Genomic DNA, 22863 nt, shown 5'->3' with positions numbered 1-22863 from the left:
AGACTCGGAAACCAGATCAAGTTGGGAACCTTCCCAGTCCTAGTGCACTTTGATCCACGCCTTCACCATCAGCAGCAAGCACAGTCAGGAAAAAAATGAGTTTACGAATCGGTGTCGATACCGGAGGAACATTTACTGATCTCTGCGCCTTCGACGAATCCACCGGACAGGTCCACGTCCGGAAGGTGTCTTCGACCCCGGATGACCCCGGCCGCGCGATTATCCAGGGCGTTCACGAGCTGCTTGAGCAAATAGGCGGACGCGCAATTGACGAAATTTCCTACTTTGCCCACGGTACGACTGTGGGCACCAACGCCCTCCTGACCGGACGGGGAGTCCGCACAGGCCTCATCACCACCAAAGGCTTCAGGGATCTGCTGGAACTCGGACGCGGACGGCGTCCACACATGTATGACCTCCAGGCGGATAAGTCAGAGCCGTTTATCCCCCGCGATTTGAGGCTTGAGGTGGCGGAACGCGTACGGCATGACGGCCGCGTCGAGATTCCCCTCGATCTGGATGAGGTGCGATCTGCAGTTCGGGAACTGAAGCTCCAGGGTGTTGAGTCGATCGCGGTCTGCCTTCTGTATAGCTATGTTCGCCCAGACCACGAGCAGGAGATAGGCCGGATCATTTCGGAAGAATTCCCGGAAGCTTATGTCTCACTTTCCAGTGAAGTCCTGCCGGAGTTCCGCGAATTTGAGCGCCTGTCGACGGTGGTGACTAATGCGTATGTAGGACCAGTTGTTGCCAAATACCTCGCAAAGCTCCGACGCAACCTTGCTGAGGCCGGGCTGAAATGTCTACCCCATGTCACCCAGTCCAATGGTGGCATTATCCCCTTCCCCACTGCGGAGGAACTGCCTGTCCGTCTTGTTCTTTCGGGCCCGAGCACGGGCGTCGTAGGCGCTGCGGCTATCACCTCAGCTGCAGGCAGCCCGGATATCATCACCTTCGATATGGGCGGCACATCCTCGGACGTTTCGCTCGTGCAGAACGGCACTCCCAAAGTTACCTCCAGCATGGAACTCGACGGACGACCCATCCGCTCCCCCATGCTCGACATCCACACCGTCGGTGCCGGCGGTGGATCGATCGCCTGGATTGACAGTGGCAACCATCTGCGGGTGGGACCTGCAAGCGCTGGCGCGTATCCGGGCCCTGCCTGTTACGGCAATGGGCAGGAAGCGACAGTCACGGATGCCAACGTGGTCCTCCAGGTCCTTAACCCTGAATACCTGCTGAACGGTCAGCTGAAAATTGACGCTCAGGCATCCCACCGCGCCATCAAAGCTTTGGCGGACCCGCTGGGGCTTACCGTGCAGGAAGCCGCCCAGGGGATCATCCGGGTGGTCACCGCCAATATGGCGCGTGCCATCCGTGTCATCTCAGTTCAGCGCGGTTACGATCCGCGCGACTATGTCCTGGTTCCGTTCGGGGGCGCCGGGCCACTCCACGCTTCCCGGCTGGCCCTTGAACTCGGTTCCAGCAGTATTCTCGTCCCCGAAACACCAGGTGCGCAGTCCGCGTTGGGCCTGCTTATGACGGATATACGCAGTGACTTTATGCGCACGCAGATCATGCTCGCGTCACCGACCGCAACCACGGAATTCAACAAGGTCTTCACCGAACTGACAGATCATGCCGCTGATTGGTTCGAAGAAGAGGGCATTGAGGAGCACCGTCGTTCTCTGTCCAGACGGGTGGAAATGCGCTATGCCGGCCAGAACTATGAACTAGCCGTAGACGTACCCGATGGGGATATCACACCTGACGCCATCAGCGACTTGATCGGCAGCTTCCAAAGCGCCCACGACCGGATGTACGGGTACAGCGCCAACGAGGAGGTAGTCGAAGCCGTTACCTTCAGGGTCCAGGCCATCGCCGCCGTTCCGCGGGCAGACTTGCGTCGGTCAACCTTTGAAGGGCGTGCCGTGCAAACCGCAGTAGTGGGCACCCGAGAGGTGTATCTGCCCGAGGAAGACGGCTACACCCCCTGCCCGGTGTACGACCGCTCCCTCCTGGATGTCGGCCACCGCATTGTTGGACCCGCCATCATCGAACAAATGGACACCACCACCCTGCTGCTGTCGTCAGACGTCTGCGTCGTCGACGACCTGCGCAACCTCGTCATCGAAATCCGTAGGAGCACCAGTGAATAACACCCACGCCGCCGCTGAGACGCTTGACAGCGTTCTGGTAGAAGTCATCGGGTCTGCCCTATCAACGGTGGTTGAAGAAATGGGCGGCACACTTGTCCGGGCCGCCTATTCCACCAACATCAAAGAACGCCGTGACTGCACTGCCGGCCTCTTTGATGCTCAAGGCAGGGGCATCGCGCAGGACGAAGGCGGCTCCCCCCTTCACCTCGGTTCACTGATGGGCATCGTTGACGCCATCCTGGACAGGTACCCTGCGGAGGAAATCAATGATGGGGATACCTTCATCGGTAATGACCCCTTCAGCGGCGGTGGATCGCACTTGCCTGACATCGTCCTCGCTACGCCGATTTTCGTCGATGGCATCCTCTCTGCCTGGGCCGCCACACTGGCTCACCACGCCGATTTCGGCGACCGCGGGCACGCGCACATTTTTCAGGAAGGCTTGCGAATCCCTCCCGTCCGGCTGGTCCGCCGAGGAGAGCTTCAGCAGGAGATGCTCAACCTGATCCTGCTCAACTGCCAGGTGCCGCACGAGCGTAAGGCAGACCTCCGGGCCCAGCAGTCCGCGAACCGTCTTGCTACCCTGCGGTACAAGGACCTGTGCGCCCGGTACGGGCGTGAAGTTATGGCCCAGGCCGCAGAAGAACTGCTCGACTACACGGAACGCCGGACCCGGGCGGCCATCGAGAAGATGCCTGACGGCGTTTACACCTTCGCCGACAAGTTTGACTGCCCCGAACTGGATGAAGAACTTGACCTGCAGGTCAAGATCACCGTCCACGGCGACGAAATCCTCTTCGACTTCGCCGGAAACCCGCCCCAGGTCCGGGCCAGTGTGAACGTCGTCTGGACTGCGCTGTACGCCTCGGTCTACTACTCCTTGAAGAGCCTCGTCGATGCCGACATCGTCGCCAACGCAGGACTTTACCGACCGGTCAAAATCGAAGCGCCGCTAGGTTCCATCATCAACTGCCAGGAACCTGCAGCTGTCAACGGCCGCAGCGAAACCTGCCAACGCATCGTGGATCTCATTCACGGAGCACTCGCAGAGGCTGTTCCTGAGCGGGTAACCGCAGCCAGCAACGGCGCCAACACCGGAGTTCACTTCTCTGGACGGAATGCACGCACAGGCAAAGAATTCGTGTACCTCGAAACTATCGGGGGCGGCTGCGGGGCAAGGGCCACCAAAGACGGACTCGACGGAGTTCAGGTCCATATGACCAACACCTCAAACTTGCCGGTGGAAAGCCTGGAAACGGAATACCCCTTGGTCGTCGAGGCCTATGAACTGATTCAGGACTCCGGTGGGGCTGGCCACCACCGTGGCGGCCTCGGCATCCGCAGGGCTGTCCGCGTCGAAGGCGAAGACATCCACTTTTGGCTGGATACAAGCCGGCAGAAGTCACAGCCATGGGGCCTGGACGGCGGAACGGCGGGTGCCAGCGCAAACGTTGTTCTCAACCCCGAAGCCCGTCCCATCAACCATGGCTACACGGTCCTTCAACCAGGGGACCGGGTCTCGGTGGAAACAGCCGGCGCCGGAGCTTATGGGCACCCAACGAAAAGAACAGTTGAACAGGTAGCACGTGACCTCGCCGAGGGAAAGATTTCCCAGGCCAATGCCGATCGCAATTACCCCGAACAAACGGCGGCCCTGACCGCTGCCGCAAAGAAAGACACCCCGTCCCTCCCCGCACAAGGAAACTAACGATGTTCACAAAGTTGAAGTACGCGGCCACTACCGCAGCCATCGCCGCCTCTGCCCTTGCCCTTGCGGCCTGCGGAGGCGGAGGAACAACACAAGGGGCGGCACCCGAGCAGGAACTGCAGTTCGGTCTCTCCGGGGACGTTCCCAAGCTGCAGCCGCACCTGGACCAGGGAGCAGCAGCCATGATGCTGGACTCCGTCCTCCACCGCGGTCTTCTCGGCTATGACTCCAAGGGCGAAATCACCACCGCCCTGGCCGATAAGTACGAGCAAACCGACCCAACAACCTACAAATTCACGCTCCATAAGGGGCTGACGTTCCACGACGGCAGCCCGCTGACCAGCGCCGAAGTAAAAACCTCATTCGAGGACCTGGCCAACCCCAAATCGTCAGCCAAAATTGTCGCCGTCACCCAGGGGATCAGCAGCATTGAAACTCCCGATGCTGAAACCGTGATCATCAAGCTCAAATCCCCCAACGCCGCCTTCCTGAGCTACATTGCAGACACCACCGCAGCGGTCCTGCCCCCTGCGGCATTCACCGCCGGCGGAGAAAGCTGGGTGGGCGCCGGGCCCTTCAAGTTGGCATCGCACGACAAAGGCGTGTCTTTCGTCGTGGAAAAATTTGACGGTTACTATAACGCCGAATCAGTAAAGCTGAACAAAATCGACTTCCCCATCTACACCGATGGGCAGGCCAGAACAAACGCCTTGCTGGCAGGGGACGTTGATCTTATCGATTTCGTTCCGTGGGAGGAGTTCGACCGGGTCAAGTCCGATTCGAATATCACCCTTGACGCCCAGAGCGGCCCGTTCATGTACCTGAACTTCAATGTCACGAAAGGCCCCTTCGCGGATGCCAAGGTTCGCGAAGCAGTTGCCCTCGCTGTGAACAGGGAGAACGTCGTATCGGCTGCCCTGTCCGGCAACGGAACGCCAATCCAAGGTGTCCCCGTTCCTGAAACCAGCCCTTTCTACAACAAGTCACTGGCCAACGGCTGGGAACAGAACGCTGAAAAGGCCAAGTCCCTCCTGGCCGAGGCGGGCTATCCCGACGGTTTCACTGCCAGAATGCTTTCCACCTCCCAGTACGCCTTCCACAAGGACACGGCCTTGTCCGTCCAGTCCGACCTCGCCGCCGTCGGGATCAAACTCGATCTGGATCTTCCCGACTGGGCAACCAGAGTCTCCAAGGGCAACGCCGGCGATTACGACATCGCGGTCTCCGGCTCCGCCGGCGTGGTCAATGACCCGTCATTCCTCAGCAAATTCGTCCAAGGCCCCGCCGAACACACCCGTTCCTTCGGCTATGACAACGCAACCATCAACGCACTGCTGGCAAAGGGTGTGGCAGAAACGGATGAGGCTAAACGGAAGGCCGTCTACGACGAGCTGTCAGAGACGATTCTGACTGATGCCCCGTTTGTGTCCCTCGCAGGCCGTGCGCAGGCTTTCGCCTACCAGAAGTCCGTAACCGGCTTCGCCAACCTTCCCGGATTCCTGACCTTCAATTCGGGATACACACTCACGGAAACGTCACTCGTTTCCCCATAACTGACAGCCGGAGGCACCCCTTGCTCAGATTCGTGCTGAAACGATGTCTTCTAGGCCTATTCCTGGCCTTCATCGTCCTCACCTTAATCTTCCTTTCGCTTCACATGGTCCCTGGCGACCCTGCGGAGATCATTCTGACCGGCGAAGGAGGGGGTGCCGCCAGCCCGGAGGCCCTGGCAAAAGTCCGCACAGAGCTCGGACTCGACCAGAGCCTCTGGACCCAGTACGTGAACTACCTCTCTGGGATCGTGAGCGGAGACTTGGGATCGTCCTTCCGGGACAACAGCGCTGTGACGGCGGCCGTGGCCGAGCGGTTGCCGCGCACTCTGGAACTTGTCGCGGTAGCTGTACTCCTGGCTCTTGTCATCGGCATTCCGCTCGGTAGCCTTGCTGCCAGGCGCGGTGGTGTCATTGACGCCGCAATCAACCTGGTGACCAGTACGGGCATATCCGTTCCTGTGTACGTCATCGGCACGGTCCTTGTCCTGGTTTTCTCGCTAAAACTGGGTTGGTTTCCCGCAGGCGGCTATCGAGCTGCCGAAGCCGACTTCGCCGGACACCTTCAACGGGTCCTACTTCCTGCTCTGGCGTTGTCCTTCGGAATCATTTCAGTGGTGTCAAGGATGACTCGATCGGCTGTCCTGGAAGTCATCGGGCAAGATTACGTCCGCACCGCTAAGGCCATCGGTCTCAGCCGCCCGACCGTGTTCAGGAAACACGTCCTCCGGGGTTCCCTGAACCCTGTAGTCACAGTTGTCGGCCTGCAAGTGGGGACCCTGCTCGGTTCAACCGTCCTAGTGGAGCGAATCTTCAACTGGCCCGGGCTCAGCGGGCTCCTCGTCGAGGCAGTTCTGCAGCGGGATTACCCAGTCGTGCAGGGGATCGTCATTGTCATTTCGGTGATATTCATCCTTATCAACATCATCGTCGACATCTCATACGGCATGCTTGACCCGAGAGTGAGAACATCATGACCGCATTCCTTAAGCGGTTCCACGAACACGCAACTCCCCTGCGCTACGTAGCGCTGGCGGTCGTGGTCACCGTTGTGGCCATCGCCCTGTTCGCACCCCTATTTGCGCCTCATGATCCGCTGGCTCAGGACGTTGCCAATAAGTTGCGTCCGATCGGGACTCCTGGGCATCTTCTGGGGACGGACCAGTTCGGCCGCGACAGTCTCTCAAGGCTGATTTACGGGGCACGAATAGAAATCGTTGTTGCCCTCGGAGCGACGTTGTTCGCCTGTATCTTTGGCACTTTTCTTGGCCTCATGGGCGGCTACTTCGGCCGACTCATCGAAACATTAACCATGCGCCTGACTGACGTCATACTGGCTTTTCCGCCAATCATCCTGGCCCTGCTGATCGTGACCATCTACGGGTCCGGCGTCACGACACTGATTGTCGTCATGGGGCTGCTGTTCGCGCCGAACTTCGCACGTATCACCTATGGACAGGTTGTAGGCGTCAAACATGCGGAATACGTCGAAGCGGCTAAAGCCATCGGAGCGCCAACGCCAAGAATCCTCCTTCGGGTGGTCCTGCCCAACATCATGTCTCCAATAGCCGTGCAAATGTCCCTCACCCTCGCTTCCGCCATCCTTCTGGAATCCGGCCTGAGCTTTCTCGGTCTAGGCGTAGTGCCGCCAACAGCTTCCTGGGGACTCATGGTCGCCGAGGGCCAGCGGTTCATGGCTTCCAACCCGGACTTGCTATTGGCACCTGCCATAGCGGTAGTTGCCACCATCCTGTCCTTCAGCGTCCTCGGAGACGCCCTTCGAGACTGGCTGGACCCACGCAGCCGCAAGACATCACGCCCGAAAGCCGCCGCGCTGACGGAGGTCCGCGCGTGAAATTCGGGGTCCACAGCTTCATGATCGTCGACGCCATCGACCGGCAATCCGTCGACGGGCTGGCCGCCACGGCCGCCTCATGGGGCGCCGACGGCGTAGAAGTCCATACAGACCTCGCCTCGACACTCCCAGTTCAGGAAATGAAGAAGGCCGGAACCCGGCACGGCGTTGAATGGACTCTCGGCGTCGTCCTCACAGCTGAGAACAATCTGGTAAGCCCCGATCCCGCAATCCGCCAGGCCGGCGTTGAGCACATTACCAGCGCCGTACGGGCGGCAGCCGATATCGGCGCGACCAACATCGGGGGTGTGCTCTCGGCGGCTGGCCGGATTTTCTCCGGGAGGCCAGTGACTCCGACCGAGCTCGAAAGAGCGGCGGAGGGGTTATCCAAAGCAGCAGTCGTAGCCCAAGCCCTGGACGTCACAGTCAGCATCGAAGCGACCAGCCGCTACCTCGGCTACGTACTCAATACCGCCGAGCAGGCCAGCGCCCTAATGGACCAGATCGGCTCTTCACACATCAAAATCCAACTGGACACCTTCCACATGAACATTGAAGAAGCCTCCGTTCCCCAAGGGATCCTGGACGCCGGTAGCCGCCTGGGATACATGCAAATCGCCGAAAGTCACCGAGGGCTCCTAGGAAGCGGGCACGTGCCCTGGACGGAAGTGATGAAATCCCTCCGCACCGTGGACTACGACGGCTGGCTGACTTTTGAAGCGTTCACCCCCACCCACCCAACCATCGCAGCAAAATCCAACACCTGGCGCCACCTCTGCACAGAGAAGGCAATGGTTACCCAAGGCATCGACTACTTGCGAGGATTGACATGAGCAACAACACCAGCGAAGGCCTGTCGATGGAGGCTGTCAGGCGTTGCCCGCCCCGGGAAGAGACGCCCGTCCTGGCAATCCGGGAAGTATCGGTAGATTTCAACATCGGCGGCGAACGTGTCCAAGCAATCAAGGAGGTCTCATTCGACGTCTACGCCGGCGAGATTCTCGCTGTGGTTGGCGAGTCAGGTTCCGGCAAAAGCGTCTCAAGCCTTGCCTCCCTGCGCCTGCTGCCTGACACCGCCAACGTCACCGGGTCCATCACAACGGCCGGGACGGACGTATTGTCCGCAACAGAATCCGAAATGGAAGCGCTCCGCGGGGAAGACGCCGCAATGATCTTCCAGGAGCCGATGACCGCGATGAACCCGGTCTACACGATCGGCCAACAAATCAGTGCAGCACTGCGAGCACACCGAAAAGTCAGCGCAAAAGAGGCACACCAACTCGCCGTCGAGATGCTCGATCGCGTCGGCATGCCCGAACCCGCCCGCCGCGCCAAGCAGTACCCGCACCAGCTCTCCGGGGGGCAACGACAGAGGGCCATGATTGCTATGGCCTTGATTTGTGATCCTAAAGTACTTATTGCCGATGAACCCACAACTGCCTTGGACGTCACGGTCCAGGCAGAAATACTCGACCTCATCAAAGACATCCAACAAAGAACCGGAATGGCCGTCCTATTCATTACCCATGACATGGGCGTAGTGGCCGACATCGCCGACCGAGTGATCGTCATGCAAAAAGGAAGGGTAGTTGAAGAAGCATTCGTCAACGACCTCTTCGATGACCCACGCCACCCGTACACCCGCAAACTTCTGGCAGCAGTGCCACGCCTAACCACCAGTGAAGGCGGAGCACCAGTAACCCAACCGGATACCTCTGAACCCAAACAGGATGTCGTCCTTAGCGCCAAGGATCTCGTTGTGGAATACCCAGGCCGGTTGGGCCGGCGGGGCTTTAGAGCGGTTCAAAACGTAAGCTTCGAGCTCCATCGCGGCGAAATCCTTGGACTCGTAGGCGAATCAGGGTCAGGAAAATCGACCGTGGGCCGATGCGTGGTAGGCCTGCTCAAAGCCACCGAAGGTGAACTCAACGTTTGCGGACACGATATTTCCAAGCTGTCCAGCCGGAGAATTCGCCCTCTCCGGAAACGGTTTGGCATCGTATTCCAAGACCCGGCCTCGTCTCTGAATCCCAGAGCCAGCATCGGCGACAGCATCGCCGAACCGCTCCGCCTTCACGGCGACCAAGCCTCGGGCAAAGAGGTTCGGAAGCGCGTGGGAGAACTCCTTGAGAGCGTCGAACTGCCCTCGTCATGGTACGAAAGGTTCCCGCATGAACTCTCCGGCGGCCAGCGGCAGCGCATCGGAATCGCAAGAGCGATCTCGCTGGAACCCGAACTGCTGGTCGCCGATGAGCCCACGTCCGCTTTGGACGTCTCGGTGCAGGCAAAGGTATTGGAGATCCTCCTCGAGCTGCAAGGCAGAATGGGCTTCTCCTGCCTGTTCATCAGCCACGACCTTGCTGTAGTTGAGAGCCTTGCCTCCAAGGTCGCCGTGATGAGGAACGGGACCATTGTGGAGTCTGGTTCGATCAGTCAGGTGCTGACACAGCCCCAGCAGGCCTATACCCAACGATTGATCGCCGCTGCACCAATACCTGATCCACGGGAGCAGCGACGCAGGACAGTCGAGCGCAGGGCCAGGTCAGCAGACGCGGCCTCCCGCGCCTGACAGACACCCCAGGCAGCAGGCCGGTCACCGCGCGCGGGGCCGGCCTGTTGAATCCCGTACGATCAAACGACCACTCAGTGTCCGATTCGGACGGGCACCCAGAGGATCAGCAATTGCGCCGATTGCCTCTTCCGCAGATGCCATCCCCAACTGATAATTGGGCTGTTCGACCACTGTGAGACGTGGACGAACGAGGGTCGCCCAATCCTGGTCATCGAAGCCGATGAGGGAAATGCTGCCAGGACACGATATCTCCAGATCCTGCAGGGCGGCGAAAGAACCCGCGCTGAGCTCGCTATCGGTGCAATAGATGGCCGTGATTTCAGGGTACTGGCGTATCAAGCGTTCGGTGGCCGCACGAGCGGCGCTCTTTGAGTACGCGCTGTGAGCTACATATTCCTCTCGAACCCGAATACCGACCCCCCGCAAAGCATTTCGGTATCCGACGAGCCGCGCCGCGCTGGGGCGCAGCGACAGAGCGTCTCCCGAGTCCACTGCCTCCTGCCAATTTGGAGGCATTATCGCCTCCGTGACGATTCCGATTTTCCGGTGCCCGAGGTCCAAAAGATGGTTCACCGCCATACTCGAAGCACCGACGTGATCAACAGAAACGTACGATGCCGTCTTTACGTGCGGTGCCGGCCTGTCAAGCAACGCAACAGCGATGCCCTGCTCCGCTAACTTCTCTAAGTGAGCGGTGTCTTCGGTGGACACGGGAGCAACAATGATCGCGTCCACGCGTTTTGCTGCCAGCAGGTCAACTGCTCTGCGCTCCAAGCCCAGATCACCGTCCGTGCTGCTGAGCAGCAGCTCATAACCTGCTTCACGGGCAGCCGTGGAGATACCTCGGAGTGCGTTAGCAAAGAAGTGGCTGCTGATATCAGGGATCACAACGCCAACAGTGTTGGTATGTCCGGTGATCATGCTCCTGGCAAGGCTATTCGGTTTATAGCCGAGTTCCTGCGCAGCGACTTCAACCCTCTGTCGGGCCTTTCCACTCACTGACCCATACCCGGCTAGGGCCCTTGCCGCGGTGGACTTGGAGACACCGGCACGGAGGGCGACGTCGATGATCGTAGCTGCGGGAAGTGGCGATCTTGACACGGACAACCTCTATTGCGATGAAAATGGGATCGTTACCATCGTCTCACGATTTCCGCCGTTAACCCGTGTGCCCGTCGCTTCTAATTCAGCTCGGGAGTTGCCACTGAGGCAGCGCAGGTCGACAAGTTCTTTGCACTGGAGTGGAATGCGCGCCCTCTCGCACATGTAAGGGGGAAAGGCCGCTGCCCGGCGCGCGCCCGGCGGCCGGGACCCCTAAGCCTTGATCCACCGATGGACTGCTGGGTGATCCCGGGTTGAGATATGGCTCGGGGTTGATCGCGTTTAGACATGCGGGAGGCTCCGGCCCCGCTGCCGGCGATGTTCCACCAGGGTCCTTGCTCGTTGTGGTCAGGGGCTGCCAGTCACGTCTTCGCCAGCCGGGGAAAGGCGAGCGTGAACAGTGCCGTCCATGCTTTCTCCCAGAGCTAATCCGCGGGCAGGTGAAGGCGCTGCTTCCGTGCGGAGGATGCGATTCTGGCCGGGACGCCGATCAGTTTGCGGCGGATCGTTCCGGTGCGGGCTTTCGCAAGGCCGTTGCCAGCCGCGGCCGCTGCCGACCGGGTGAGGTTGAACGCCATGGCAGCCAGGACCAGCCAAGCCGCGTTGGCCGAACACCTTCGGGAAAGTTCACCGCCAACGCGGCCTGGCTGGTCCTGGCGAGTATCGCCTTCAACCTTCCCGCGCCATCGGCACCCCCGCCGGAGCCGACCTGGGCAAAACACGCAGCAGCACCATCCGCCGAAAAATCATCACCGTCCCCGCCAGGCTCGATCTCGGCACGGAAAATCATCCGACACCTGCCCGCGCACTGGCCCTGGGAAAACGGATGGTCACGCTTTTTCGAATCGGCCTGCGGGCAACCACTGACCGCAGCTATCTGACCACCCAGCCGAAACGGCGCAACCAGGACCACGGAACACGACCGGCAGCAAGGCCCGCAACCCTCTCATGCCCATCGACCTAAACCCGGACCAAGATCAAAAACCCTGCCCCATCAAACCCGACCGGTGGATCGAGGCTAAGGCGTCAGCCTCACCGTCCTCTATTTCGATGCCGGGCAGGACCCGCCCTTTCACCCGAGGACCGGACTTACCAGTCAGCGTTGACTGTGGGGAAGAGCAGGTCCGCTCACCCGATGTCTTCCCAACAGCATGAGATGACTTCCGCTACCTGGTGCGGTTCGCATCCGGACATCGAGAAGTGGGGCCCTCCGAGGATCGCTCCGACTTGTACGGGCCTTGGCCCACTCTGCGAGCAGATCAACTATGTCCGTGGATGTGGAACTTTCAACCGCAAAGCCTCCCCAGTCGTATGCCGCTCTCACTGCACACGACGGAGCCTGTGCCCCACACACACTCACCCCACCGGCCACGCCGGGCGTGTAGGTGCCTGCGTCTTCGAAGTCGGCGACCTGGTAACGCACTGCATCCTGCTCCGGCGGCGCAGCTGGGTGACCGAAACTGCGAGCACCAAAATCATTTTTGCAGGAACTCTTGCATCTGATGGTCCATTGCTGCAATATATATTTCAGTTGCTCTTGGGGGAGGAACCGCTCACAGCTCATCCTTTGGACGCCGTTCGAGGTGTTCCTATCTCGCCGTTCAGGCTATACATAGAGAGAGGTTGCCATGACAACCACCAGAGCCAGTGATTCACCAATGCCACAAACGATGCCACTGCAAGGAACCAGCCGGGGGCGCGTGATTGCCGCATCAATGGCAGGCACGTTTGTCGAGTGGTACGACTATGCCGTTTACGGCTACTTCGCCACGTACATTGCCGGGACGTTCTTCACGAAGACGAGTGACGAGACGGCACTCCTTGAAGCTTTTGCGGTGTTCGGGATCGCCTTTGCCGCCCGTCCAATCGGCGGCGCAGTCGCTGGGCACTTCGGTGACCGTGTTGGACGTAAGCACACACTCATGATCCTGGTTCTGACGACATCCCTTGCTACTGCAGCCATCGGGCTGTTGCCGACGTACGACCAGATTGGCGCCGGCGCCGCTGTGCTTCTGGTTACTGCACGGCTGCTGCAGGGTCTCGCCGCCAGCGGCGAATACGCCGGTGCCGGGGCTCTCGTCATTGAGTACGCCTCGCCGAAATGGCGTGGCGCGTTGGGGGCAACGATCGAACTTGCGACCCTGGTCGGGTTCCTCGTCGGCTCCCTAACGGCCACCGTCATGCAATTCACCCTGGGGACAGGAGCACTGCAGGACGGCTTGTGGCGGATCCCCTTCCTCGCCGCGCTGCCCTTGGGCCTTGTCGGCCTCTACATCCGCCTCAAGCTCGACGACAGCCCCGCTTTTCGCGCCCTGAAGTCCGACGACCAGGTCGCCAAGATCCCGGCAGCCGAACTGTTCACCAACAAGAGGTATCTCGGCCAGATGGCACGGATCATGGGGATCGGAGCCAGTGGTTTCGTTTCGTACTACACAATCCTGACGTTCTACCCGGCCTACGTCGCGAGCCAGAAACTCGTCCAGGGTCCCGAAGCCTCACTCTGCACCACCCTGACCCTTGCCTGGATGATCGTCATCCAGATCCCGGCCGGAGCCCTGTCAGACATCGTCGGACGGCGACGGATCATGATGGCCGCACAAGGGCTGTTCATCGTGGCCGGCGTTCCACTTTTCCTGCTCATGATGCAGGGAGGTTTCGCCGCCGTCCTCCTCGCGCAACTGGCTCTGGGCACCATCCTGGCGCTCGTTCTGGGCGCACAGACAGCGACGTACCAGGAACTTTTCCCCACCAGGGTGCGGGTCAGCGGAGTCTCCGTCGGACAAGGGCTGACCGCCGCAGTCTTCGGCGGCACAGCAAGCTACCTCGCGCTTTGGCTTACCGTCCAATTCCACACTCCGTTGGCCGCCGTCATCTACATGGCAGCCGTGGCCGCCCTCTCCTTCATGACGTGGGTCTTCACGAAGGAAACAGCACGACAGAATCTGCAGGCAACGTAAGCCTGCCCAGCCAGCACCGACTAGGAGCAACAATTGAATTCAGCACCAGCAAACGGCCCTTCAACAGGAATGTTCCGCGTCGGAGTGGACGCCGGCGGAACCTTCACCGATATTTGCGCCATTGACGTCGCAACCGGGAAACTCCACACGCACAAAGTGCCCAGCACCACCGCAGACCCGTCGCAGGCAGTCGTCACCGGCGTCCGGGAACTACTGACCCGGGTCGCAGGCGATGGTTGGGCGTCCCGGATCGGCTTCCTCGCCCACGGAAGCACGGTGGCAACCAACGCACTGCTCGAGAAGAAAGGGGCACGCACCGCCCTGATTACCACGGCAGGCTTCGGTGACCTGCTGGAGATCGCCAGGCAGCGACGGCCCAGCCTCTACGACCTGACCGTGGCCAAGCCCGAACCGCTCGTCAAACGCCGGCACCGCAAAGAGGTTTCGGAACGGTTGAACTACGAAGGGAAAGCCCTCCGGGAACTTGACGAAGCCGAAGTGCGGGCCGTTGTCACCGAACTTGCTGGTCTTGAACTGGACGCGGTGGCGATCTGCTTCCTCTACAGCTACGTCAACCCGGCACATGAAGAGGTCGTCGCCGAACTCCTCGCAGAACTCGCCCCACATCTGTATGTCAGCACCTCGCACGAAGTCATCCCCGAGTTCCGGGAATACGAGCGCATGTCCACGACTGTCCTGAACAGCTACGTGGGCCCCGTCGTCGGGAAGTACCTGAAAAACCTCAAGCGTGACGTCCGGGACCTTGGGGTCAAAACGGACGTGCACATCACGCAAAGCAACGGTGGGATCATCTCCCTGGATACCGCCTGCCAGCAGCCCGCACGGATGATGCTCTCCGGGCCCAGCACTGGCCTGGTTGCGTCAACCCACATCGGCGCCCTGATCAACGAGCCGAACCTCATCACCTTCGACATGGGCGGTACATCCACTGATGCTTCCCTAATCCACGCCGGACGGGTGAATCTTGCCCAGGAGAGCGAAATCGACGGATACCCCCTGCGGACCCCGATGCTGGACATCACTACGGTAGGTGCAGGCGGCGGGTCCATCGCCTGGGTGGATTCCGGTGGCGCGCTCAAAGTCGGGCCGCAGAGCGCCGGGGCCGTGCCCGGACCCGCCTGCTACGGAAAGCAGAATGAATTTGCGACCGTTACCGACGCCAACGTGGTCCTCCGGACACAGAATCCGGAGTACCTGCTAGGCGGCCGCCTCAAAATTGACGCCGCGGCCTCCCGGCGCGCCGTTGACGTCTTGGCCGGCAAACTCGGTCTCTCCGCCGAATACGTCGCTGAGGGCATTCTCCGGGTCGTGACGGCAAACATGGCCAAGGCCATCCGCGTCATCTCAGTTCAGCGAGGCCACGACCCACGCGACTACACGCTTGCCGCCTTCGGCGGGGCCGGTCCGCTCCACGCAGGACGGCTCGCCCGCGAACTCGACATTCCGCGGATCATCGTCCCGCCCTCTCCCGGGGTCATGTGCGCCTACGGACTCATGGTCACCGACCTGCGCACCGACCTGTCCTTCACCAAAATCGTGGATTTCGACGCCGACAAGGAGACTGAGCTGAAGGCCGCCGTCGAGCACCTCTGCAGGGAAGCGGACCGGTGGTTCGAAGCGGAAAAAATCCCCGAAGCGCAGCGCAACCTGCGGATCACCCTCGACATGCGCTACGCCGGGCAGAACTACGAACTGGGCATCGGCCTGGAACAACACACACTGGGCACGGCCGGCATCACCGCAGCCGTCGCAAGCTTCGAATCCGAGCACGAGGCCCTCTACGGCTTCACGGTCCCTGGTGAACGCATCCAGGCAGTGACCTTCCGCGCCGAGGCCAGCGGAAAAGTCGTCAAAGCCGCCACACCCGTCCACGACGACGAGGGCGAGGACCCGTGGCGCGCCCTCATCGGTGAGCGGGGCGTCTACCTCGATGCGGAAAACGGCTACACCCCGACACCGATCTACGCCCGCGAAAAACTCCGCACCGGCAACCTCATAGCCGGACCGGCAGTGATCGAACAAATGGACACCACAACGGTCGTCCTTCCGGGCCAGACAGCCCGGACCGACGCATACGCCAATCTCATCATCGAGGAGAACGAGAAGTGACACAGCAAACAGACTCCCGCCCGGCTCCTGCCCCGGCCGGCCTGGATCCGGTAACGCTGGAGGTGATTGGAAGCGCCCTTCAGTCCATCGTTGAGGAAATGGGAGAAACCCTTATCCGTGCCGCCTACTCGACCAACATCAAGGAACGCCGCGACTGCTCCACGGCACTCTTTGACACCTCCGGCGACACCATCGTGCAGGCAGCGCACGTCCCCGTCCACCTGTCTTCCCTGATGGGTGTCGTCAAAGAGGTCCTGGGACGCTACCCTGCGGCAAGCCTCAGCCCGGGCGATGTCTTCATCGGCAACGATCCCTACACCGGCGGCGGCAGCCACCTGCCGGACATCGTCGTCGTGACTCCGATCTTCAACGGTAGTGACCTTGTCGGCTGGGCCGCGAACACAGGACACCACGCAGACTTCGTGGACAGGGGCATCAAGCACATTTTCCAGGAAGGACTGCGCATCCCCCCTGTCCGCCTGTACATCGCTGGGGAACGGCAAAGCGACGTCTGGGACCTGATTCTCCTCAACTGCCAGGTCCCCGAGGAACGCCTCAACGACGCTCGAGCCCAGGTCGCGGCCAACCGTGTCGGGGTCACGCGTGTCCTCGAAATGTGCGACAAGTACGGTACCGGGATGTTCAACATCGCGGCCGCGGACCTGCAAAACTACGCCGAACGGCAGACACGGGCCGGCATCGCCGAACTGCCGGACGGGCGGTACTCCTTCGAAGACCGCTTCGACTGCGACGAATTCGACGGCGAACTGCTGCTGAAGGTCGGCGTCGAAATCTGCGGCGACGAAATGACCTTCGACTTCTCAGACAACCCGGCACAGCTCGAATGCAGCGTGAACATGATCCGCACAGCACTTCTGGCCACCGTCTACTACGCCGTCAAGACGATTGTTAATCCCGCCATCCTTCCCAACGCGGGAATGTACCGACCCATCACCGTGCTCGCTACCGAGGGTACGGTCGTCTGCAGCGTAAGCCCCGCCGCCGTGAACCAACGCTGCCAGACGACCCAGCGTGTCGTTGATCTGGTCTACGGCGCCCTGGCCCAGGCGGTCCCGGAACGCGTCATCGCCGCATGCAACGGCGCCAACGCCTCCATTTCGCTCAGCGGCGTGGACCCCCGCTCGGGCAAGTACTACGTCTACCAGGAGACGCTCGGCGGCGGGTTCGGCGCCGGATTCAACCGGGACGGCCTCGACGGGGTGCAGGTGCACATGACGAACACGAGCAACCTGCCGATCGAGTCCCTCGAACAGGAGTACCCGCTCTTCGTCGAACGCTATGAGCTCGTCCCGGACTCGGGAGGAGCAGGCCGCTACCGGGGCGGGATGGCGATCCGCCGCAAACTGCGCACCGTGGACCACCCAGCCGAGCTGAAAATCACGACAACCCGGCGGCTCTCGTCACCCTGGGGCCTCGACGGCGGCCGCGAAGGATCCCGGTCCACTACTTCCGTCGCTGAAGGAACGATCAGCACCGTTCAGGGAATCTGCACCCTGCCCGCGGGCCAGTCCATTGAAATGGTCACGCCCGGCGCCGGCGGCTACGGCAACCCCTCCGAGCGAGACCGCAGCCTCCTTGACGAAGACGTCCTGGAAGGCAAAGTCTCCCCCGCCGCTGTCCGCCTGGCATATGGCATCAACGCCACGGTACAAGCCGCCGGGAGCGCCAAATGATGGCACTTGACCACGTGACACAGTTCGTCACCGACAGGCACCGCACCAGTGACATCCTACGGACCCTTGGCCTGCACGCAGTGCCAGGCGGAATCCACGAAGGCTTTGGCAGCGCCAACGACCTGTGCCACTTCGGACTGTTCTACATCGAACTCCTCGAAATCACCGACCCGGAGGCTGCAGCGGCAGGCGGCTCCGACGTATGCCGCTACGCCGTGGACTTCCTGCGCGGCGGCGACGGACTCGCAACACTGGCCATGGAAACCGATAATCTGGACGCCGCGGCAAGGCGTCTCCGATACCACGGCTACACCGTCCCCGACGCCATAGAGATGACACGCGTCCACACCGACGGATTCACGTCAAAATCCAGGATCATCTACCCGCAATCCGGCAGCAGCCCCATCCGCCCGCCCATCGTTATCGAGCGCATCCTTTCGCCCAACGATCGGCTGGCAGCCCTGTCATCAGAGAACATCATCGCCGACCATCCGGCCGGGAACGTCACCATCACCTATGTCGGCGTGGCCAGCTTGGACGCCCTCGCCGCCGCCAGGGAACTGGCCGCCGCCTACGGCGCCCGCGCAGACACTGACCTGACGCCGTTTCCGGTCTGGGAGGCTGGTTTCGCCGACGTCCACTTCGAACGCGCCACGCTCAGGCTCTTCCAAACCACCGGGCAGGACAATCCCATATCGGAGCAACTGACGCGGCGGGGGCCGGGCCCCTTCATAGTCGGTGCTGCCGGCAGCGGTCTCAAGGCCGCTCTGCCGGCCGGCAAGGCCGGCATGGTCCCCGCCGACATCACCGGCTTCATGTGGGGGCTATCGTGAACGGCCCGCAGATGACGGCCGTGACCAACGTCCCGGCCGATCGGCGCCGCGCTGCGGAGGCCCTGCTCGAGGAGACGCCGAAGCTGCTTTTCATCGACGGGAGGTTCACTGACTCGAAGGCTGGCGGGCGGATCCCGGTTACCAATCCAGCCACTGGACAGATCATTGCAGAAGTCGCTGAAGCCCGGGCGGAAGACATCGACACCGCCGTCGCCGCGGCAGCCCGGGCTTTCACCCAGAGCGAATGGAATCGGCTGACCCCCAGCCGCCGGGGAACGCTCCTGTGGCGGCTCGCTGATCTGCTGGAGCAGCACGCGGATGATTTCGCCCTGCTGGAAACCCTGGACAACGGAAAGCCGCTGTCCCTTGCACGGGGCGACGTCGACGCCTCCGTTGAAGTATTCCGCTACTACGCGGGCTGGGCAGGGAAGGTCGACGGCCGCTCAGTACAGCCCGTCTCCCTGCAGGGATGGCAGGCGATCACGGTCCGTCAACCGGTCGGCGTCGTCGGACAGATCATTCCCTGGAACTTCCCGCTGAACATGGCATCCTGGAAACTCGCACCGGCCCTGGCAGCCGGGAACACCGTCGTCCTCAAACCCTCGGAGCTGACCCCGCTGACAGCGCTCAGGCTTGGCTCGCTGATCGAACGGGCAGGATTCCCGGCTGGTGTCGTCAACATCCTGCCCGGCTACGGGCAGTCGGCCGGCAGCGCCCTCGCACATGACCGCAGGGTCGCCAAAGTCGCGTTCACCGGATCTGTGGCCACCGGACAGGCCGTGGCGACGGCGGCCCTCGCCTCCCTCACGAGGGTCACCCTGGAACTCGGCGGCAAATCGCCCAACATTGTCCTCCCGGACGCCGACCCCCGGAAGGCAATCGACGGAATCTGTAAGGCGATCTTCACCAACCAGGGCGAAGTGTGCACCGCGGGGTCCCGGGCCTACGTGCACGCCAGCATCTTCGACGAAGTAGCCGCAGGTGTGGAGCAAGAGGCAGTAAACCTGCGGGTGGGCGACGGCCTGGCACCGGAAACGCAGATGGGACCCCTCATCAGCGGCGGCCACCGCACACGTGTCCACGGCTTTGTGGAACGCGCGCAACAAAGCGGAGCGCTGATCAACGCTGGAGGGGAGATACCCGAAGGCAACGGCTTCTACTACCCGCCAACGGTCATCAGGGACGCCGCGCACCGCTCCGAAATTGTTCAGCAGGAAGTATTCGGCCCAGTGCTCCTCCTGACCCCGTACGAGACCGAAAGCCAGCTCATCGGGCTCGCAAACGGCACAGACTTTGGCCTGGCCGCAGGCATCTGGGGCAACGACGTCAGCACCATCCTGCGCCTGGCGGACCAACTGCAGGCCGGGACGGTCTGGATCAACGGCTATCACGCCGTCGACCCCGCCCTCCCGTTCGGCGGCTGGAAGTCCTCCGGCTGGGGACGGGAACTGGGCCCGGACGCCCTCGACCACTACACCGAAACCAAAAGCATCTACCTGGCCAACGCATGACCATCGTTGACACAGCCATCCGGTACTGGAATCCGCACGCCGCCGCCATCCGCCATCGAACCCGCCACGGAACCTCAACCGCCCTGTTGATCAAGGAGAACATCGAAGTCAGCGGATTCCCGTTCGAATGCGGGTCAGCTACCCGGCCGGGACACACGGGCAGCCGGGATGCCAGCTCCGTGCACACCCTGAAGGCGGCCGGATTCGAGCCGTTGGCATCAGCCTGCTGCGACGAATTCGGATACGGATGCACAGGCGAGGCCAACCCCGCCGGACCATGCCGGAACCCCCACGACCCGGCCCGGATGTCCGGCGGATCAAGCGGAGGTGCGGCAGCAGCGGTCTCGCTCGGCCTTGCCGGATGTGCGCTGGGCACCGATACAGCCGGATCCGTCCGCATCCCTGCCGCTCTCTGCGGCGTCTACGGCTTCAAACCGTCCTACGGAAGCATCAGCACCCAGGGCGTCTACCCCTTATCGCCGTCCTTGGACCACGTGGGCCTGATCGCCGGCACCTGGCATGAACTGACACGGATGTGGTCCGCGCTGCGGCCAGACGCCCACGAAGCCGATCCGCGGAACCCGACGCTGGGGTTGGCCAGGGAAACGGAAGCCTACGGCGCCGACTGGCACGTCACCGAAGCATGGAAAGCGGTCCATAACGCACTGGGGACGCTGCCGACGGCTTCCCTGCTTGGCTGGGACGACTGTCAGACCGGCGGAAGTATCGTGCAGGCCTACGAAGGCTTTCAGGTTCACAAAGAGCGCCTCAGCGTGCACCGCAGCGGCTATCAACCCGAGATCCTCGCCCGGCTGGAAAGCGGAGCGCGCATCTCCGCCGAGGAATATATGACCGCGCTCGACGCCATGAACAGCTGTCGCAGATACTCGGCGGAGGCGCTCGGTGACGTGGATGCCGTCGTTCTACCCACCTGCCCGGTGGTCGCTCCGCCAATCGGCGCAACCAACGTGCAGATCGGGAACGAGAGCCTGAGTCCGCGAAGCGCGTTGATGCGCAACACCCGCGTCGCTAACTATTCCGGGCTGGCAGCCCTGACCATGCCGCTGAAATCGGCAGGGCTGCCGGTCGGGGTTCAGATCATCGGACGAAGCAACGCCGCCGTCCTGAGAACCGGACACCTCATCCGGACGCTGGGGCTGGTCACCCGGAATGGTAGAAGGTCCCCGCCCGGTCCCAGTTCTCCTCCAGCCTGGCAAGGGAAGACTGGGAACGTTCCGGACGCATGACGCTGCACACGGTCAGGAGGGCGTCGACCACGGAGATGACCGGGGCAGTGGACTGAAAGAAAGTCTCGCCGGACTGGGCGGTAACCAGCGCCAAATTCGAGCGAACAGCCGTCGGACTGAGCACGTCATCAGTAATCGCCACCCTGCCCATCCCGATCTCCTGCGCCATCTCGACAACGGACACCGTCCCCGCGTTGTACCTGTGCATCGACACACTGATGAGCACGTCATCCTCCGTCGCTTCGTGCAGGTGCAACGCGGTGTCGGCCCCCGACGACTCAACCAACGTCGCAGGCAATCCGATCATCCGGCAGCCGATCCACAGAAGGTGCGCCGCAGGATAGGCCATCAGGTGTCCCACAACGAAGATGTGCCCTGCCTTCAGCATCGCCTCCGCAGCCGATGTCACCTGGGCGGCGTCGAGGGTTTTCGCTGTCGCGCTAAGGGCCTGCGCATCCTCGAAAAGGCAGCGCTCAACCACGGACTCAGCTGGTCCCAGGTCCTTCAACGTGGCCTCAAAGCGCCTGACCGTAGTCACGTCGCGAACCAAGGCTCTTTGCATGGAGCGTTGCATATCCGGATAGCCCTTGTACCCCAACGCCTGCGCGAACCTGACAACTGTTGCTTCGCTGACCCCAACGGCGTCAGCTATGGTGGCCGCCGTAAGGAGGCCCGGCGTCGAGTCCGGAGCCGTGACGTACTCAGCGATCCTGCGGTGACTCTTGGAAAGTGTCTGAGCCGCCGACCGGATACGCTCGTCAAAGGGTTTCGTGTCCACGTTCGCGTGAGTCCTCACTGGAGCCACTGGAGTCGAGCTTTCATGTTCATGCAAGAATTATTGCACGTGGTAGATCTATGACAGGTTTGCCCTGGCCCCACGCTGGCCTGGACCGACGTATCGGACCCCGAGCGAAGACACGGGAGCGCAAGTCGTACGACGGCGGGAAGTCCCGCCGTCGTACATCGCCGGGTTGCGTCGGCATATCCGAGGTCTCAGATTGCGGGACTGTCAGGTACGTCGCGGCGTTACCAAGCTCCCCCGCGGCTTGGGGTCAGAGTGCCAACGAAAGCGGCGCCAATTTCCGGGCACCACTGGAACCAGTCAGTGGGCCTGGAATAACTGACTTCCTGAGTAATCTTCACTGAGGCAATGAAAGGGCCTAACCGGAGACTTTCGAGTGCGGCAACCTATTTCTCTTTCCGGGGTACTGCACGAGGCCATCGGTTTGTGTGTGAGTCCTGCACTGCCCTTGCAGGTCCCTCTCCAAGAAACGGGTAGCGCTGGTTACGGTCAGGGCTAGGTCCGAGGCGCGGTGAGGGGTGATTCCGTGGGCTTTACTGACGTTCGAACCGACGACGTTTTGCCTGCTGTGATTCGTCCTAGAATCAGCACCAACACCAGAGCAACAATCAACCGGACGGGACTGCTGAAGGTTTGGTTGACTCCTGATCTGTGAGGATTAACCTCGCGGGTGGAAGGATGTTCATCATGCCCAAGGCCTTTCCCGAAGAGTTCCGCCGTGACGTGGTCGCGGTTGCCCGC

Annotated in this window: 15 protein-coding genes and 2 pseudogenes; 13 read left to right on the top strand and 4 right to left on the bottom strand. The window is 61.6% G+C overall.

Annotation, left to right across the window (positions count from 1 at the left end; all coding sequences use genetic code 11):
* Positions 1-95: 95 nt before the first annotated feature.
* From ACS5PJ_RS19560 to ACS5PJ_RS19530, 7 genes are read left to right on the top strand one after another with little or no spacing between them, the layout of a single operon-like run.
* Positions 96-2162: a hydantoinase/oxoprolinase family protein gene (locus tag ACS5PJ_RS19560; RefSeq protein WP_439436532.1), complete on the top strand. Its 2067-nt coding sequence runs from the start codon at positions 96-98 to the stop codon at positions 2160-2162.
* Positions 2155-3870, top strand: a complete 1716-nt coding sequence (locus ACS5PJ_RS19555; protein WP_439436531.1) for a hydantoinase B/oxoprolinase family protein — start codon at positions 2155-2157, stop codon at positions 3868-3870. The genes ACS5PJ_RS19560 and ACS5PJ_RS19555 overlap by 8 nt, the downstream gene beginning before the upstream one ends.
* 2 nt (positions 3871-3872) lie before the next feature.
* Positions 3873-5423: an ABC transporter substrate-binding protein gene (locus ACS5PJ_RS19550; protein WP_439436530.1), complete on the top strand. Its 1551-nt coding sequence runs from the start codon at positions 3873-3875 to the stop codon at positions 5421-5423.
* 20 nt (positions 5424-5443) lie between these two features.
* Positions 5444-6397, top strand: a complete 954-nt coding sequence (locus tag ACS5PJ_RS19545) for an ABC transporter permease (protein WP_439436529.1) — start codon at positions 5444-5446, stop codon at positions 6395-6397.
* A complete protein-coding gene (locus ACS5PJ_RS19540) occupies positions 6394-7275 on the top strand; it encodes an ABC transporter permease (RefSeq protein WP_439436528.1) in 882 nt (293 codons plus the stop codon). Before ACS5PJ_RS19545 ends, ACS5PJ_RS19540 begins: the two co-directional genes overlap by 4 nt.
* Complete coding sequence (locus ACS5PJ_RS19535) at positions 7272-8108, top strand: sugar phosphate isomerase/epimerase family protein (protein WP_439436527.1); 837 nt, start codon at positions 7272-7274, stop codon at positions 8106-8108. Before ACS5PJ_RS19540 ends, ACS5PJ_RS19535 begins: the two co-directional genes overlap by 4 nt.
* A complete protein-coding gene (locus ACS5PJ_RS19530; RefSeq protein WP_439436526.1) occupies positions 8105-9844 on the top strand; it encodes an ABC transporter ATP-binding protein in 1740 nt (579 codons plus the stop codon). The genes ACS5PJ_RS19535 and ACS5PJ_RS19530 overlap by 4 nt, the downstream gene beginning before the upstream one ends.
* A gap of 24 nt (positions 9845-9868) precedes the next feature.
* On the opposite strand, the gene ACS5PJ_RS19525 is transcribed toward ACS5PJ_RS19530, so the two are convergent.
* The 3 genes and pseudogenes from ACS5PJ_RS19525 to ACS5PJ_RS19515 all read right to left on the bottom strand — a co-directional run.
* A complete protein-coding gene (locus ACS5PJ_RS19525) occupies positions 9869-10768 on the bottom strand; it encodes a LacI family DNA-binding transcriptional regulator (protein ID WP_439436591.1) in 900 nt (299 codons plus the stop codon).
* Between the two features lie 27 nt (positions 10769-10795).
* Positions 10796-10948: pseudogene (locus tag ACS5PJ_RS19520) on the bottom strand (LacI family DNA-binding transcriptional regulator); the annotation flags it as partial.
* 428 nt (positions 10949-11376) lie between these two features.
* Positions 11377-11571, bottom strand: a pseudogene (locus tag ACS5PJ_RS19515) (IS1380 family transposase); the annotation flags it as partial.
* 1077 nt (positions 11572-12648) lie between these two features.
* Between ACS5PJ_RS19515 and ACS5PJ_RS19510 the strand changes: the two are divergent.
* From ACS5PJ_RS19510 to ACS5PJ_RS19485, 6 genes are read left to right on the top strand one after another with little or no spacing between them, the layout of a single operon-like run.
* Positions 12649-13905: an MFS transporter gene (locus ACS5PJ_RS19510; protein WP_439436525.1), complete on the top strand. Its 1257-nt coding sequence runs from the start codon at positions 12649-12651 to the stop codon at positions 13903-13905.
* A gap of 33 nt (positions 13906-13938) precedes the next feature.
* A complete protein-coding gene (locus tag ACS5PJ_RS19505; protein ID WP_439436524.1) occupies positions 13939-16035 on the top strand; it encodes a hydantoinase/oxoprolinase family protein in 2097 nt (698 codons plus the stop codon).
* Entirely contained in the window at positions 16032-17729 is a 1698-nt protein-coding gene (locus ACS5PJ_RS19500; protein WP_439436523.1) for a hydantoinase B/oxoprolinase family protein, read from the top strand. Before ACS5PJ_RS19505 ends, ACS5PJ_RS19500 begins: the two co-directional genes overlap by 4 nt.
* On the top strand, positions 17726-18562 hold the full coding sequence (locus ACS5PJ_RS19495; RefSeq protein WP_439436522.1) for a VOC family protein: 837 nt from the start codon (positions 17726-17728) through the stop codon (positions 18560-18562). Before ACS5PJ_RS19500 ends, ACS5PJ_RS19495 begins: the two co-directional genes overlap by 4 nt.
* A complete protein-coding gene (locus ACS5PJ_RS19490; protein WP_439436521.1) occupies positions 18559-20073 on the top strand; it encodes an aldehyde dehydrogenase family protein in 1515 nt (504 codons plus the stop codon). Before ACS5PJ_RS19495 ends, ACS5PJ_RS19490 begins: the two co-directional genes overlap by 4 nt.
* Complete coding sequence (locus ACS5PJ_RS19485; protein WP_439436520.1) at positions 20070-21320, top strand: amidase; 1251 nt, start codon at positions 20070-20072, stop codon at positions 21318-21320. Before ACS5PJ_RS19490 ends, ACS5PJ_RS19485 begins: the two co-directional genes overlap by 4 nt.
* On the opposite strand, the gene ACS5PJ_RS19480 is transcribed toward ACS5PJ_RS19485, so the two are convergent.
* Positions 21235-22098: a MurR/RpiR family transcriptional regulator gene (locus ACS5PJ_RS19480; RefSeq protein ID WP_439436519.1), complete on the bottom strand. Its 864-nt coding sequence runs from the start codon at positions 22096-22098 to the stop codon at positions 21235-21237. The genes ACS5PJ_RS19485 and ACS5PJ_RS19480 overlap by 86 nt on opposite strands.
* Positions 22099-22863: the final 765 nt, after the last annotated feature.

Origin of the sequence: Pseudarthrobacter cremeus (assembly GCF_051857465.1) — a bacterium.
Classification (GTDB): Bacteria; Actinomycetota; Actinomycetes; order Actinomycetales; family Micrococcaceae; genus Arthrobacter.
Note: the sequence above shows the minus strand (reverse complement) of the source record. Positions and strands in the feature narration are given on the sequence as shown.

Bases quoted from the DNA above. Each gene is read 5' to 3' on its own strand.
- ACS5PJ_RS19560 (WP_439436532.1), top strand. From the start codon at position 96: ATGAGTTTACGAATCGGTGTCGATACCGGAGGAACATTTACTGATCTC.
- ACS5PJ_RS19550 (WP_439436530.1), top strand. From the start codon at position 3,873: ATGTTCACAAAGTTGAAGTACGCGGCCACTACCGCAGCCATCGCCGCC.
- ACS5PJ_RS19540 (WP_439436528.1), top strand. From the start codon at position 6,394: ATGACCGCATTCCTTAAGCGGTTCCACGAACACGCAACTCCCCTGCGC.
- ACS5PJ_RS19530 (WP_439436526.1), top strand. From the start codon at position 8,105: ATGAGCAACAACACCAGCGAAGGCCTGTCGATGGAGGCTGTCAGGCGT.
- ACS5PJ_RS19525 (WP_439436591.1), bottom strand. From the start codon at position 10,768: ATGATCACCGGACATACCAACACTGTTGGCGTTGTGATCCCTGATATC.
- ACS5PJ_RS19495 (WP_439436522.1), top strand. From the start codon at position 17,726: ATGATGGCACTTGACCACGTGACACAGTTCGTCACCGACAGGCACCGC.
- ACS5PJ_RS19485 (WP_439436520.1), top strand. From the start codon at position 20,070: ATGACCATCGTTGACACAGCCATCCGGTACTGGAATCCGCACGCCGCC.